This is a genomic window from Enterococcus sp. AZ091 (assembly GCF_051714805.1).
In the GTDB taxonomy this organism is placed as follows: Bacteria; Bacillota; Bacilli; order Lactobacillales; family Enterococcaceae; genus Enterococcus_D; species Enterococcus_D gallinarum.
The window spans coordinates 158,041-174,325 of record NZ_JBIOSO010000002.1 but is presented as its reverse complement, the minus strand read 5'-3'; the positions used below and the strand labels follow the sequence as shown (position 1 = coordinate 174,325).

The 16,285-nt window shown below is 39.4% G+C and carries 11 protein-coding genes; 2 read left to right on the top strand and 9 right to left on the bottom strand.

Translation table 11 applies throughout. The annotated features are described in order from the left end of the window. Positions 1-34: 34 nt before the first annotated feature. The 4 genes from IGJ28_RS13345 to IGJ28_RS13330 form a co-directional block, all read right to left on the bottom strand. A complete protein-coding gene (locus IGJ28_RS13345) occupies positions 35-2,761 on the bottom strand; it encodes a sigma 54-interacting transcriptional regulator (protein ID WP_438845449.1) in 2,727 nt (908 codons plus the stop codon). Between the two features lie 311 nt (positions 2,762-3,072). Continuing rightward, on the bottom strand, positions 3,073-3,834 hold the full coding sequence (locus IGJ28_RS13340) for a formate/nitrite transporter family protein (protein WP_005470423.1): 762 nt from the start codon (positions 3,832-3,834) through the stop codon (positions 3,073-3,075). A gap of 284 nt (positions 3,835-4,118) precedes the next feature. Then, positions 4,119-4,484, bottom strand: a complete 366-nt coding sequence (locus IGJ28_RS13335; protein WP_005470422.1) for a RidA family protein — start codon at positions 4,482-4,484, stop codon at positions 4,119-4,121. Positions 4,485-5,016: 532 nt separating this feature from the next. After that, positions 5,017-5,880 (bottom strand): helix-turn-helix domain-containing protein, encoded by an 864-nt coding sequence (locus tag IGJ28_RS13330; protein ID WP_252711587.1) that lies wholly within the window; start codon positions 5,878-5,880, stop codon positions 5,017-5,019. Between the two features lie 699 nt (positions 5,881-6,579). Between IGJ28_RS13330 and IGJ28_RS13325 the strand changes: the two genes are divergently transcribed. Both IGJ28_RS13325 and IGJ28_RS13320 read left to right on the top strand, forming a co-directional pair. Further along, entirely contained in the window at positions 6,580-8,568 is a 1,989-nt protein-coding gene (locus tag IGJ28_RS13325; protein WP_438845448.1) for a hypothetical protein, read from the top strand. Continuing rightward, the gene (locus IGJ28_RS13320) at positions 8,565-10,190 is read left to right on the top strand and encodes an ATP-binding cassette domain-containing protein (protein ID WP_195957370.1); all 1,626 of its coding nucleotides are present in this window, start codon (positions 8,565-8,567) and stop codon (positions 10,188-10,190) included. The genes IGJ28_RS13325 and IGJ28_RS13320 overlap by 4 nt, the downstream gene beginning before the upstream one ends. A gap of 92 nt (positions 10,191-10,282) precedes the next feature. Here the strand turns inward: IGJ28_RS13320 and IGJ28_RS13315 are convergent, their stop codons facing one another. Genes IGJ28_RS13315 through IGJ28_RS13295 form a run of 5 tightly spaced genes read right to left on the bottom strand, consistent with a single transcriptional unit; the run spans position 10,283 to position 16,249 of the window. Further along, on the bottom strand, positions 10,283-11,986 hold the full coding sequence (locus tag IGJ28_RS13315; protein WP_252711589.1) for a phospho-sugar mutase: 1,704 nt from the start codon (positions 11,984-11,986) through the stop codon (positions 10,283-10,285). Beyond that, the gene (locus IGJ28_RS13310; protein ID WP_103300152.1) at positions 11,983-13,050 is read right to left on the bottom strand and encodes a BtaManbiosPhlase; all 1,068 of its coding nucleotides are present in this window, start codon (positions 13,048-13,050) and stop codon (positions 11,983-11,985) included. Before IGJ28_RS13310 ends, IGJ28_RS13315 begins: the two co-directional genes overlap by 4 nt. Before the next feature lie 11 nt (positions 13,051-13,061). Beyond that, positions 13,062-13,967, bottom strand: coding sequence for a DUF1861 family protein (locus tag IGJ28_RS13305; protein WP_252711590.1), 906 nt, complete (start codon positions 13,965-13,967; stop codon positions 13,062-13,064). After that, positions 13,964-15,472: an alpha-amylase family glycosyl hydrolase gene (locus tag IGJ28_RS13300; RefSeq protein ID WP_252711591.1), complete on the bottom strand. Its 1,509-nt coding sequence runs from the start codon at positions 15,470-15,472 to the stop codon at positions 13,964-13,966. Before IGJ28_RS13300 ends, IGJ28_RS13305 begins: the two co-directional genes overlap by 4 nt. 12 nt (positions 15,473-15,484) lie before the next feature. Beyond that, entirely contained in the window at positions 15,485-16,249 is a 765-nt protein-coding gene (locus IGJ28_RS13295; RefSeq protein WP_021150439.1) for a carbohydrate ABC transporter permease, read from the bottom strand. Positions 16,250-16,285: the final 36 nt, after the last annotated feature.

Sequence of the window (16,285 nt, the reverse complement as noted above, 5' to 3'; positions counted from 1 at the left end):
CAACTAGTGACACGCTTCGAAAAGTCCTCATCTATCAGTCAAGAAAAAGGATATTATGGATATAGCAAATTTCTGGCAATGGAATCTGCACACTATAGATTGTTTCCAGCACACTGACTGCATCTTTGATCACTCTGATTTCACGTTGATGAGTAAATACAAATTGTTCAAGATCTGCAAATTCGGTAATTTCTACTTGCCGTATCAAACGCTCTACCATGCAGGAGATATGAACATAAAGACCGATTTTTCGTGGATTCGTCAATTTCAGTGCTAATCGTTCTTCCAGTGTGACAATCAATTCTTCAATGATCGACATGATTTTTTGAGTATCTAAAATAGTTAACGAATCGAGGACTCGAATGAGGGAAAAATTTTTTACCATCCGATCATTCACAATCTTCATGCCATTTTCATCCAAGTCAACTCCAAAGATCTCTGACATTTTTTGCGCGTTTCCACCAGAGATAATGGTTTCTAAATAAACAAACTCGGCCTCTGGAATCAGAGGATCGTCGGTTCCAATAATGCCTAATAAATTATAGTGTTGAGAAATACTAGCGGGTATCCCGTTGGTAACTAATTCACTATATTCCATAGGGAAAAACGCTACCTCAAGCAATCCTTCCAAACATTCCGACAACATTTTTTGGATCTGAATCGCTGTACCTATCCCAGTAAAGCAAGTGGTGATTATCGCTTTTTTTTGAGCCTTTTCCGGTTCGAACAGTTGAATGTTCGGTGTGATCGATTCCTTCATCCGTTCCGCAATCTCGGTTAAAGGAGTGCCTTGAAGCATCATATTGCCAATCTCTAGTGCCATCAAAGTCCCTAGCTGATCCATACACAAAATTGGAACTGCTACGGTCTTTTTCAATAAATCATAGATCATATTCAACGACCCCATATCGATTATGATTACCAGTCCTTTGACTGTTCCGTTTTCTCGTACATACTCTTCTACCTTTGTAGAGATGTCATGAATGGAGGCCTCGATTGGCATATCAAAGCTGGTAAATATTGACTCTCCTAGCATGCGATTACACACATTGGCGATACTGCTAGCGGTTGCGAAACCATGAGCAATGATCAATCCATCAATGTCTTTGCTCTTTCTTGTATAACGTAGTGTCGAAAAGAATAATGAGAAAAGATTAATGTCTAATGAATCGAACTGAATATCTAAACGTCGCTCAATTTCAGGAAAAATTTTCTTTAGCGTTTGCCGTTCTTTCCCATAATGCTGCTCAATGTAGGCTTCCAGCAAAAATTCAGAAGGCTGAGAAACGAAAGACGTTCTCAAAATATACTTGTAAATGTAGTGAGACACAAATAGAACGAAGCTTCCATCATAATGAAAGAACGCCTGATATTCGATTTCCCGAAATAATTCTTGCATCGTTTGATGCACAAACTCTTCCAAAGCAACTGGTTTTTGCTTTGAATCCGTAAAGACTAACCGATCCATAAAGCCAACCACTTGTTGATCGATCAACGTACGCATCTCCGCATCCTCATCATTTTTTCTCAACGAATAAATTTGATTTAATCGATGAATAAACGCATAAAGGTCTTGCCGGCCATCATTTTCGGAAAGAGATTGTTTTTCCCCGTCGAAAACGTAATTAGTTGACTCAGAAAACTGGCTAACGATTTTATTTCGAGGAAGCGTATACATTTGTGCAGGCAGATCCTTGATGGAAACATGGACTTCATCTGAAGTAACATTTTGAGAAATCGCACTGCCACAAACATACTTAATGGCATTTTCAATTTCACCAATGTTTCCTGAATAAATGGTATGAAGAAAAATATTCATTACCTGCGAGCTGACCACTATTTTCTTTTCAAGCCGTTTGCTTTCAACTTGAAAGAGCTTCTCGATAATTTCTTTTTTTTCTAAAATACTGCGTTCACTCAGATTAGGTAAATAGATAGTAATAGGAATTCGACGCAAAAACGTCTGTAAAAAAGCGGTGGTTTTCTCAGTTGTCGCGAAGGCTAATCGGACAGTTGCTTTTCGCTCGGTTGATTCACCGATCCGAGAAAAGGTCCCTTTATCCATGAAAGTAAAAAGTTTCTCCTGTCCTTCCGCATTCAACCGATGGACTTCATCTAGAAATAGTAGACCACCGTTCGCATCTTCTAATAACCCGCGCTTCTTTTCGTAGGCACCAGTGAAGGCCCCTTTGGAGTAACCAAACAATAATCCTGACAAGAGCTCTGGATTATTATAATATTGTGCACAATTTAATACTTTAAATGGGGCTGTTTCTGATAGAACTTCTGCTTTGACCATATATTCATACATGATTTGCACGAAATAACTTTTTCCGATGCCTGTATCCCCCATCACCATAACAGGAAGACCATTATTTGGATAAAATACAGCTGTCTTCAATTGTTCAATGGGTTCAGCCAAACTTTTATCGTAACCGATCACTTTTTCAAATACACGATTGATAGGTACTTTCTCGATTTTGTCGCTTAACTCTTTTACTGAAATCAGGACTTCAGATACTTCGATAGCGAACTTTTCTTGATAACCCCCTCGATTGCCAAACAAGACGGGCCGTGTATTGATTTTAAAAAAAATGCCTTGATCAACAAAACGATTGGCCAATCGACTCGCTTGTGTTCGACTAAAGGAGAGTTGAGCTTCAATATCGGCTGTTGTAAACAGTCCCGATTCAACCGCTTCTTTAGTAGCACGATTCGCTAATTCTCGGCTCCATGTAGTCACTTCTACTTCAACATTCATTTCTACACCTCTTTCTTTGCCCTCGAAATAACAAATGTTAAAAAAGAGTATACCACGGAAAAATTTCTTTTAAAGACGAAATTAAATCTCACAGAGAATCGCTTTCATTTATTTGTTATTTCATGGCCTGTCCAATGCCTCATACTTTCTGTTTTTATTACTAAACAACTTTGTCACAAAAAAAACATCGAAGCTGTTCAAAACGCGCTTCGATGTTCTTTAGTAATTTTATTTTTACAATGAACCAAGTTTCCATATAAAAAGCTCATTATCAACGAACGAATAGGATTGTGTTGTTATTCGAAAACTTCTTAATGATGTTTGTAGCTGGCATAGTAAAAGCCGGATACAAATAGCGCACCTCCGATGATATTCCCAATATAGACAGGAATAAAATTCGCAAAGAATTCCAACCATGTGCCGTGGCCTTCGAAGATCGCTGCTGGAATGACAAAACAATTTGCCACACTATGCTGAAACCCGATGGCAACAAAAATCATGACTGGAAACCATATCGTCAATACTTTCCCAGCCGCATCTTTCGCACCATAAGACAACCATAATGCTAAACCGACGAACCAGTTACAGCCGATACCAGAACCAATTGCTTGTAACCAAGACGCAGCTATTTTGTGATCAGCAAGGTGAATGATTTGGTCTAAATAAACTCCTGAACTTGTCAATCCAACAAAGTGACCAAAAAAATACGCCACAAAGATCGCACCGACCATATTAGCTAAGGTAATGATCAGCCAGTTTTTCACTAGTTGCAGAAACGTGACTTTCTTATCCATAAAAGCAATCGCTACCGCCATCATATTCCCTGTGATCAATTCACCGCCCCCAAGCAGGATGACGATCAATCCGATTGGAAAAACCGCTGCTCCAACTAGACTGGTGAGACTTGAAAGTGATTCTGGAATAGAGGCAGAGACTCTAACATAGGCTAAATAGCCAAGAGAGATCATAGCCCCTCCGATAAATCCTAAAATAAGTTTCGCAATGATCGGTTTTTGTACTTTTTTGGTGCCTAGATGAATACTAATGTCCATAATTTCTTCTGGTGTGTGCATAACTCTTTGATCCCTACTTTTCCAATAGATTTTCTGATAAAAACAATAGTGATTTCCTTCACATTTCCATCAACGATTATAACACCATCGTTTTTGATTTTGCATTGTTATTGTAAAAAAATTCACGAAATTTTCATCAGATTCTATTAAAAAATCCCCGGTTAAATCAACGTCCGTTGTTTACCGAGGAATCCGTTTGTTTTTGATCTGGGGAAGCACTCTAGAAGCAAATCCCCTTCTTGAGTTGAATATCTTAGAATTGAATGACTAATTCAGCTCTTTTATTATTCAAAGTCCTTTCCTTTAAATGCGATGGCATCCACTTGAAACAAGATGCCTACCTCACCACGGTGCGCAAAAGAAGTCTGAATAGACTTTCTGACAGGGTATTGTCCATTAAATTTTTCTTTGATGATTTTTTCCATTATCGGAATATCAAAGATATCTTTGAAAAGAGCGTCCATTTGGACCACGTCTGCTAACGTAAGTCCCGCTAGTTTCAACCGTTCTTCCAAGTGATCGAAAGCACCGATTATTTGTTGTTCGACCGATTGTCCGATATTTCCGACACAATAGCCAACAAAGACTAAATTCCCAGCCTCAATCACTCCTGAATTTGCCCAATCTCGGTTAATGTCATAGCGCTTCATCTAACTCGCCTCCTGAAATAATCTATTTGAATTTTTGTCTGAAAAAACAGCCTCTGGTTTCTTACTAAAATACATAAAATTGTTCTGCTTTATTCCAACGAGATACTCAACACCTCTCTCACTTTTTCTGCACCTTTAATTATCGCCTACCACTTAGAAAATGAGGCGACATGTTTGATGTAAAAAAAGAAAGGTTGCGTCTTGTTCCCCTACCTTCAACAGTGAATCAAAACAGCGATTCGAACACACGTGATCCATATTGCTGCTCGTTCGATAGCTCTTTTCGCTAATCGCTTTGATCCTTTTAGAAAATAATCTCCAACCAGGCGCTGGAAAAGCAGCGTTCCGTCTCAGACTTTTACTCCCACCAATGATTACTTCAGCAGGGCAAACAAAAAAGCTAGTTGATCCTTCTATCAACTAGCACGAGTGGAAACAGACCGGCAGCCACTACTCCCCGAGTCAGAAACGAAAACAGTTAGGTAGCGGTCAATGTCTTTTTGCTCACTAGCCCCTCCTTTAAGCAGCCTGCTTACGAAGATATATCGAGAATTTTTCTAAAAGCTGTCGACTGGATGATCTTACTAAGAATGGTATAAGTTTGTCGATCATTCTTTCTGAGCAAGCTTAAGATATTCGTTACTTCTGCGCGATCTTCTGCTAGAAAAGCTTTGAAAAAAGTAAAGTAGAGTTGCGTGGTCAGAGAGAAGGTTGAATCAGTAAACGATTCCGTCAATTTTTTATCTAAGAGTGATGCCTTCTCTAACTCATTATTTGTAATCAAGTATTGAATCATATTGACATACAATGCGCCGATTAGTCGATCAATCAACTCTGGGTAAAGCGACCACCAAGTGATTGCGGCAGCAATCGCTTTTGAGAGTAATGGCTTAATTCGTTCTTCCTCATCAAAAAAGATAAAAAAAGTTGTAATGAACAATTCCAGTTCCATCATTGAAAAACTCTCAAGACGTGTGAAATATTCTCTTAAAGTCACTAAAGGCCAGTGATCGATGGTCGGTTTTAGTGACCAAGCCAAAGCATATGCTGCAGAGCTGATCAACCGATCTGAGCTTATCTCTGACGTTTTATTGTCCCTATAGATCACTAATAACTTATCGACAGAATGCAGATTGAAGTCATAGTAAATAGCAATGACGTCTCTAATCGTGATTCGTTTAGTTGCAGGATTCTCCTTATCATAAAGGAAGAAAAATTCTGGTTCACTCATATTCATATTTTCTAAGATACGCTTGAATTTAAATGCTTCGATCGCATACTCTCCTGCTTCAAATTTCGCATAAAAGCTGCGGGAAGCTACACCTGAATAAACTTCTTTTTGAGTGTAGTGTTTCGACATTCTGATTTTTCTGATCAATGGGCCATACGCCTTCATCTGACCACTCCTTTTCACGTATAGTATACTATACATTTTTAAAAACAGGGGAACATTTACCGATGATATAGTAACGGTAACAAGTGGAAAGGTGGTGTTCAGATGAATACAGTATTAAGCTTACAAGCATTTAAAGAAGATTCTGCCGTTTCTCCAAATTCAATCTTTACGTTTAAATGTCAAATCTCACTAAAAGTACCAGCAACAAAATAAATGCGATTAAAAAAGAATAGAATACTCCCCCCTTGGTCATTCTATTCTTTTTTAATTAGATACAAAGAGATGTCAAAGTCCCCCTTGCTTAGGTTTGATCCTTGTCGAGCAAAAGGGGAATAAAGCCAGTTTTTCAAAAAAAATGAATCAATACGTCAAGAAAAGAGGGAATCAATGGATTTCATCAATACATTCCACTTCATCTATCCTGATCTAAAAAATACATATACAGATCAAGCATTTACTTATTTAAACATTAACCAGAACGTTCCCAAGCAAGGATGGAAAATTCATGTTTCAGCTACTTATACTAATTATTTTTTGATACTGAGCGAATGTATCTCATGCTGTATCGAAAATGATGTAGATATGAAATTTTTGAAGAATCTTGATCAGTTTACAAACAACCTTTCTAAAAGTACCCCTAGAGCCTATTCAGGAAAGTTCATCACAATCTATCCCTCAACTTTGGAGAAGTTTGTTGTGATGTGCGAAAAGTTATATACCCGATTAAATGATTTTCAGGGACCTTACATTCTTTCAGACAAGAGATATAAAGATTGTAAAGTCCTCTACTACAGGTATGGACGTTGTCGAGCGGACGAAAATGAATCAGAGACAGAAAGAAAGCAATTAATTTGTCCCGATGGCTCTATTATCGAAGACAAACGGTTGCCTTATTATTCTCAGCCGCCTTTTGTACAAGATCCTTTTCATGATAGTTCACAACAAGAGAACCCATCTGCATTGCTGAATAATAGATACAAAGTAGAAACAGCTGTTCATTACTCCAATACTGGCGGTGTATATTTAGGAACGGATACTGTCGGCAATCGAAAGGTGATTATTAAAGAAGCGCGCCCCTATATCGAATCCTCTTCATCAGGTGATTGTATTGACATGCGCAAGAAAGAAATAGCCTTCTTTAACCTTTTTCCGCAGTATTGCCCAAAGGTTTATGACAGTTTTTACGAGTGGGAGCATTATTTTACGGTAGTCGAATTTATTGAAGGACCCACCCTCTCTGAGTTCTCAGATCGAGTAGTTGAAGAAGTGTATTTCGACGATCTTACTGGCAGCTATCGCCAGGATGCTCAAAAGATAATCATCGAGTTAATGAGAATGATAGTAGCGATTCATAAATTTGGAATCACGATTCATGACATTTCCAATACTAATATTATGTTACGAGACGGACAGCCAGTAATCATAGATTTTGAAGGTGGAAGCTTTGCTTTTGAACAATACGATTACATCGTAAAGACTCCTGGTTTTGATAATGGGGATCATTCAATCGACAGAATGAAGCGAGATTATGTTTCCTTAGGGCTCCTGATTATTAACCTTTTCATCGGAACAAACCAACTGGCGCAATTGGATCAGCAAGCAGCACTGGAGACATTTTATCTTTTTGCTTGTCATTATCAGCTAGACCCTCGTTATTATTCACTGATCAGCAATTTACTATTGAGACCTCATTCGACGAACCTTGAAATCCAGCTCCATCTTATGTGCACCCACCCACTTGAAGCCGTCTCATTAGCGTATAACGAAATAAAAGAAAATCTATTAGCTGATGCTCTTTCCAACGTGGATAAGAATGCAGTTCATTTGATCGAATCAAAAAGCAGTTCGGTTGATTTAACAGACTTAGCAAACGAAAAAGAACTATTCATTTTGGCATATCTCAGTTATTTAATGGACAATCAAAAAATAACTTTTACAAATAACGTAGATTTCTCTTTTGAAAAAATAGGACATGTAAATAAAACCGGTCTGGCTGATTATGCTCACTTGATTATTCTTGTTTTGGTTATGAGTCCAGCACAAACGATCAATCGATTGAAACCAATGATTCACCTCTGGACACAAAAATTAATCGGTTCTCAGAATCAAGATGGCAGCTTTATTTCAGAAATTGATGGGGTTGAGGGAGAAGGGCTTCTTGATGGTGCAGCAATGATCGTCTGTTCATTGGTGGAAGCTTATCGTTTTTTTCGTGAGGAAAGAATACTCCAGAGTCTTACTGATTGGCTGAACTATACAGAAAAATTTGGCAAGACACATTTCCCGCAAATCAGTAAAAGAAATGCGAATAAATCACCTTATTTGGCAAATGGTAAAGCCGGTATGCTACTGGCAAAATGGTATGTTTTGCGAAGTGGATTAGGGAAAGAAGCCATGAAAAATGAAACCTTTGAGCAAATAAAAGAACTGCCACTGGTTTCTTCAAATGTCAGCTTTGGATACGGTATTAGTGGTATCGCCTATTTGAAAGTTCTGACAAATAATCTCAAAAGAAACGATTACAACTCTCTATTAACGAATCTACTATCCTACAAGGTCAATTTCAAAGGAAAGAATCGATACCCGGACTGCACCAATTCAAGAATAGAAGCGAGATTTCTCACAGGGGAAATCGGCGTCTTATTCTTAGTGGATTGTATCCGACAGAGATTGGAGGATCATCAGTGAAAACACTCTATAAACATTATAAAAGCAATATTCTTAAAATGCTGTTGCTGTCAGGCCTCTTATCCTTTTTACGCGTTCTGCCAAGTTATCTACTGGCTTTTGCCACTAATGCTATCTTTGCCAGAAATATCAGCCAATTTCTTTTTTGGGACCTAGTGATTCTCATTCTTTGGCTGATTTATGTCTGCTCAAACTATTTATTTTCAGTTTATCAGGAGAAAGAACTACAAAAAATCAGTCTTTCATTGCGAAAACGTGAAGCTGACTCTATCAAGACAGTCCCATTAGCAGACTTCAATAAAATCACGGCTGATGGCTATGTGTCGAAGCTGACAAATGATATCACACAAATCGAAACGCAGGGCGTGATGAGTTTATATCGTCTTTTTTCTAACGGATGGTTGATTTTGTTCTCAATTGTTGCATTGGCCCTTTTTAACCTTTGGCTGGTCGTTTTGGTCCTTGGTTTAACGGGATTGATCCTTTATATCCCTAATAAATTCGGGACAGTTCTTGTGGCGCTTGGACAAAAGTTATCTACTAGTAATTCCTCTTATACAAAAAGGATTGCCAATATCTTAAAAGGTTACAACGTTTTCCGTTACAATAATAGGCTGGCAGAAATTCCAAAAAAGATTACCGAATACTCTCAAGACCTTTCTGAGAATAAGGTTGCCATTGCAAAAACAAATCACAAGATTATGAACCTCATTGCTTTTTCTAGTTTATTGAGTCAAGTAGTCGTAGATATTGTGACAGGCTTTCTGGCAATTATCGGACAAACGACGATTGGAGCTATTAGTTCCAGTGGCAATTTAGCAGCAAACATCTTTAACTCTGTATCGTTGGTAGGTCAATCGGCCATGGAACTAAGATCCATAGAGCCCGTCATAGAAACATTTTTTGTTGATAAGCCAATCGTTCGCGCCACGAAAAAAACCTACAACGAATTCACTGATTGTATACGAATCGAAAATTTATCTTTCGGCTATGACGCAAATCTCCCGATCCTAGAAAATTTCAATTTAGACATAAAAAAAGGGGGAAAATATCTCCTCACGGGTGATAGTGGCAGCGGAAAAAGTACTTTATTAAAAATTTTGATTGGTGATTTGGAAGGCTATTCAGGTGAAATAAAGGTGGATGGTCATCAGTTGATAGATGTGGATAGCCACTCTTTTATTCAATATATCGACCAAGACAATTATTTGTTCAACACTTCTTATAAAGAAAATGTCGCTCTTTGGAACAACTACGCAAACACAGAAATAGCCGAAGCATTGAATAAAGCCGCGGCAGATTTTGTAGATAATATTGACAAAGTAGTTGAAAACAACGGTACCAATCTTTCCGGTGGACAAAAACAGCGCATTGGTTTAGCCAGAGCCTTTATTCAAAAAAAATCAGTCATCCTCTTTGATGAAGGAACCTCTTCATTAGATAAAAAGAATACGTTGCTCATTGAGAATCTCCTTTTGGAAGACAACGAGTTGACGGTTGTGATGGTCAGTCATCATCCACTGGAAGAAAACATTCATAAATTTGATCAAATTATTTCTATCAGCGCCCCTTTAGCATCGGAAAATCAACTGATTGCAATGGCGAACGCTAGTCGTTCATGAACCGTGGAGCAAAAAATTCTCATTATTATAAATATAAATCTTCTGAAAAAAAGTGCCTCCCAATTTTTGGAGGACACTTTTTTGGAAGTCTTTTATTCAGATTTTAACAGCTGATGAAAAGCTGTTCGCAACTGCTGCATCTTCTGTGTAGCGGATGGTTGATTTGACGCATTGACAGAATAATAAATTTTAAACTTTGGTTCTGTACCTGAAGGTCTCAGACAGACCCACGAACCATCGGTAAATATATATTTTAGAACATTGGATGATGGTAATGTAATTTTTTCGATTGATTGACCGGCCATCCACCGTTCAGAAGTCAGGAAATCTTCTTTGGCCATTAAGACAAAATCCCCCAAATGAGAAAATGACAGTGATCTTAAACGATCTAACTGCTGACTCATCTGCGACAGTCCATCTTTACCGGGAAAAACTTTTGTTTCTAATTGCTCTTCGTAATAACCATAACGGTCATAGATTTCATTCAAGCGATCAACTAAATCAATTCCGGAAAGGAAACAGTCCAGTGCGGTCTCAGCCAATAATACAGCTGCTTGAATCGCATCCTTATCCCTGACAAATGGGGCTACCAGGTACCCAAAACTTTCTTCATAGCCGAAAAGAAACGTTTTATCTTTTGTTTCTTCTGATAATTGGATTTGTTCCCCAATAAATTTAAATCCTGTTAACGTGTTTCTAACTTCAATGCCATAAGCTTCGGCAATTTTTGCCCCTAAATCAGATGTTACAATCGTTTTTGCGATAAATGAATTTGCTGCTTGTTTTACTCGAACCAAATAATCAAGCAATAACACCCCTATTTGATTGCCATTTAAAAAGACTGGCTGTCCGTCCTTACGTACAACAGCACCCAAGCGGTCCGCGTCTGGATCTGTGGCTAGAATTAGCTGTGTTGGCTGTGTTTGAGCCTCTTTCAATGCTAGAGTAAACGCCTGTTGGTCTTCTGGATTAGGAGAAGAGACAGTTGTAAAATCAGGATCAGGCAGTTCTTGCTCTTTCACTGTCCGAAGATTCGTAAATCCCAAGCGTTGAAAGGCCTTTTGTATCAATACATTTCCAGTACCGTGAAGTGGGGTATAAACCATTGAAAGCTGTGATCCAAAATGGCGGATCCTTTCAGGATTTTGGGCCACCTGAATCAATTGATCTAAATAAAACGCATCTACTTCTTCCCCAAAAATATCAATCAACTGTTGCTCGACATAAGTTGACAATAAATCCGCTTCGATCATTAATTCATTTTGAATACTTGCTAATATTCTCATCAATTCTTCGGCAGTTCCTAGTGTAATTTGACCGCCGTCCGAAGCATACACTTTAAATCCATTGTATTGCTTAGGATTATGACTCGCAGTGATCATGACACCTGCAAAGGCTTTATAATACCGAACTAGAAAAGACAATTGCGGGGTCGGACGTAATTGATCAGATAAATAGACCCGAATCCCCTGACTGGCTAATACGCGAGCGGTCCATTCCGCAAATCGTTTAGAACCATGTCGATTATCAAAAGAAATCACTACCCCCTGTTGTTCAGCATGCGCTTTTTGAACATAGCGAGCTAATCCAAGTGCTGCCCGCTTAATGGTGTAGTCATTGATTCGGTTGATGCCAACACCTAGCTCTCCCCGCATCCCCCCTGTCCCAAAAGCCAAATAGTCATAAAAGTGTTCTTCTATCACAGCAGGATCAGACAGAGCGAGCAGCTGATCTTTCAAGTTTGCTTCCAAAGATGGATAATCTAACCATTCTTGATATTTTCGTTGCCAATTCATTTTGTTTCCTCTTTTAATTGTTTGAGAATCTCTGCAATCGACAAGGTGCAGCCAGCCATTGAAGTATCTGCTACGCCATAATACATCGTCAATTGATCAGCAACTAGAATACCACCACAGCCAAAGACGACATCGCCGAAGAACCCATTCTTCTCATAATCGGCTTCTGGTTCCATGATTGGTTTTTGGCTTCTAGCAATGACTCTTGTTGGGTCTTGCAAGTCTACTAATGCTGCGCCCATACAATAGCGATGTTCGGGAGTCGCACCATGATAAATAATCAGCCAGCCTTCGTCGGTTTTAATAGGAACTAGCCCTCCACCTACACGCCCACTATCCCAACAATCTTCACGAATCCCTAGTAAATGTCGGTGCTGTCCCCAGCTAACTAAATCTGGCGAAGAAGCAATCCAAATGTCATAGTTGCCAATACTTTTCAGAGAAGGACGGTGTAAGGCGTAATAACGCCCGTTGATTTGTTCTGGAAAAATCAGCACATCTTTGTTCTCTGGTGCAAAGATATTCCCTAAATCTTGATAGGATTGAAAATCCTTGGTAGCTACTAATGAATCACAAACACCCATTGGTGAGACAGAACTAAAGTTGATATAGTAAGTATCGCCAATCTGTGTGCATCGCGCGTCTTCGATGCCATATGATTGATATTCATTGAAAGGATACAAGAATGCCTCCTCATCAATCGTAAAATGATGCCCATCTTTACTGCGGGCAATTCGAATATAAGAAAGAGATGTCAGATAGACAAAACTATCCAACTTGTCTTTTTTGCGGATCATTCTCGGATCGTCAAAATCATAATCCGGATCATCTCGGTGGAATGTTAATACTTCCATCGTTTGTGTTCTTGGATCAAATACAGGCGCTTTGATAACGTTAGGGTCGTCAGAGATTGGGCGCTCTGCCACACGTAATAAAAGTAAGACTTCATCGTTGTATTTTGCTACTCCACCATTAAAGGCGCCAATCACTTCATACCCTTCATGTAATGGTTTCACATCTGCGGGAGTGATCAATGGATTTTCATTAAAACGTTCTATTTTCATCTGCTTAACCTCTATCTAAATGGATTTTCTAGTTTGATTTTCTGCGCGCCTGCATCACTGATACCAGCATATAGCACGATATGATCTTCGTAAATGTGAAGTCCGCCGCTAAAGACGACATCTTCTAAATCTGGGCGTTTCATTGGTCCTTGTTGGAAATCGTTTCTTTCTGCAATAATTTTTGCCTGTGTCATAGCAAATTGATTTCGTTCCAGACAGAAAACCATCGCATAATAATGACGATTTCCTTGATCATCGAAATTCGCGATATGGCCTAAGACCCAAATGTCGCCATCAATCTCATGGATCTCATTGCCGCCACCCCATTCGCTTTCACAGAACTGGTCAGACAGTAACGGGGCTTCTGTAATTATTTCAATGGTCAAATCACTAAGCGCGTAAACGATCGTTGCACCTATCTTGCCTCGGCCACCTTTAGTTCCTTGCGGTCGTGTCAGCACTAGGATTTCTCCAGAAGATAATTGTTTCAAGCGCAAGTCTTTCATCCCCCACGGCCCCTCAAAGATTTTCTTTGCTTCGGAAAGAGTCGCCAAGTGATAAAAAACCGTACGCCAATTCGCTGTGCCATCTTCTAGAAAAACAACTTCAACCCCCCCAAGGATGACTTTTCCGTCAATTCGGGTATAAAAAGGATCCTGTAAAGAAAGTTCGATACTATCAGCGATTAGTGTCCACCTGTTTGTTTCAACCTCTTCAAATAAACTGACAGTGGAAACTTCACTGTCTCTTGATTCAATGCGACCTGCAATCACTTCTTTCCCCGACAATTCAAAAGGGGCAGTGATATTATAAACATCTTGATCACCCACACCGCTGAATCGCAAAATTGCGGCTTCTTTGACTACTTTGGCTTTCTCATTTCGATACTCCTGCAATAATTGCTTGATATAAATCATAGCTGCTCCTTTCCAATCCAACATGCCTTTGCCGGCAGATGAACCCAGTGACCATCTTCACTTAACATGCCATTTCCAAAAATGGTCTTTCGATTTCCTTCTAACGAGTGCTTGATCGGCTGTCCAAAATTTAAAATAATTTGTAGGCTTTCCGTTTGATAACTCAAGCAATCTCCTGTTAACTCAATGTTGCGGATGGCTGTAAAAGGTCCTTCTGTTTTTCGCAACCGAATCAGTTTTTGATAATCTGCCAAAATCCCCTTCGCCTCCTGGTTCACCGCTGCCAATCCGATCCAACCGCTTTGCTGATTTGATAGCCACGGAAGCATGCCCCTCGAGCGGTCACGATTCACTTGGTTGGCCATTATTAAAGCGTGTGACTTTCCTCTTAAAATCAGTTCTTCTTGGTATTTATTTTTTGCTTGAATATCCCTGATATCAGCTAGCTGCTGAGGCAAATAGTCACCGACACCTTGTTCTTCTCCCTGAAATAAAAAGGGAATGCCACGATTGATCAACAGAAACACGGTCAATAAGCGATAGATGTCGCGGTTTTCTTTTGCCAGTCGCTGCCATGAACGGCTCATGTCGTGGCTGTTAAAGAACAGCGTAGGAATTTTCTTTTGTTGACTCATTTCTTTAAAATCTCTAGTTAGTTTCTCAAGATCCAATTCTTCCATGCTGCCCAAATTAAAATGAAATGCAGTATCGAACAATCCATCTTCTGTATAACTGTTGATCCGTGCTAGTTGATCCGAGCTAATTTCAGCCACTGTAAAAATTGACGGATCGACTGTTTTGATCCACTGATTTAATTCCTTTAACACATGTTTGATCCCCGGCTGGTTCACATCATTGCAATGATCTTGTTTCCCATCTTTTCTCACTGGATTATCAATAAATTGATCACTGACCGTCAAATTGTTGATGACATCAAAACGGAACCCATCGACACCTCTGCCTAGCCAAAATTGCAAGACATCAAAAACGGCTTGTTTCACTTCTTGATTCTGCCAGTTCAAGTCTGCTTGCTCTTCGGCAAAGCTATGGTAATAATATTGGTCCGTAGCCGCATCATACTTCCAAGCAGATCCACCAAAAAAACTTTCCCAGTTGTTTGGTTGATCCCGCCAAATATACCAGTCTCGCTTTGGATGTTCTTTGCCACTGGCTGATTCGATGAACCAAGGATGTTTGGTAGAAGTATGATTAACTACGACATCAATGATAATTCTCATTTCTAGCTGATGCGCTTCTTCCACAAGGAGATCAAAAGCGGCTAAAGTACCATACTGAGGATCAACCGCACAATAATCGGAGACATCATACCCATTATCGACTCTAGGAGACGGATAAAATGGTGTTAGCCAGAGGGCATCTATACCGAATTCTTTTAAATAAGGCAATTTTTTGCGAATCCCATTGATATCGCCGATTCCATCCCCATCACTATCTGCAAAGGAGGCAATATAAATTTCATAAAACACAGCATTTTCCCACCACATTCGTTGGACTCCTTACTTCAGTGTAAATTGCATCCCATCTTGGAATCGTTTTGAAAAAATCAAAAACAAAAGGATCAATGGTAACGTGAGCAACACAGAGGCTGCATACATTGGTCCTGGATATGTCCCATAGGGCCCAAACATTTGCGAAATCAAGACATTCAGCGTAACAGTCGCATCACTCTTTGAAACGATCATATCCCAAAGCAGGTTCGTCCAACGATCCGTGAATAGGAAAAGAAAAATCACCGTTGTGATCGACTTAGACATTGGCAATACCACTTTGAATAACACTTGCATTTCCGTTGCCCCATCCAACTTTGCAGCCTCGATCAACGCATCGGGAATGGCTTTGAAAAAGTTGGTATACATAAAAATCGCCCATAAACTAATTGCAGTCGGAATGATCATTCCAGCATAAGAATCCAATAATCCCACTTTGGTCACCATTAGAAATTGGGGGATCAGCAAAATGATCGCTGGGAAAAACATTTGAAAGAGAATAAAATGATTCACGAATTTCTTCCCTTTAAATTCGATTTTGGCAAGCGCATACCCTACCATCAATGCAAAGACCATCATTAAAAACGTTGCGATCGTAGCCACGATCGTTGTATTCACGAATGCACCGATCCAAGGAACATCTGCTGAAGTGGCAGAACCGCCAAACAGCCACGTCCAAGAACGTAAGCTAAAAGTGGTCGGGATAATTTTTCGATCGACTTGATCCCAAGCAGCAAACGAGTGCAAAACAAGATAGACAAAAGGAAACGTCATGAGGAGCATCACCAGGGTGGTTACTAGATATAGGAC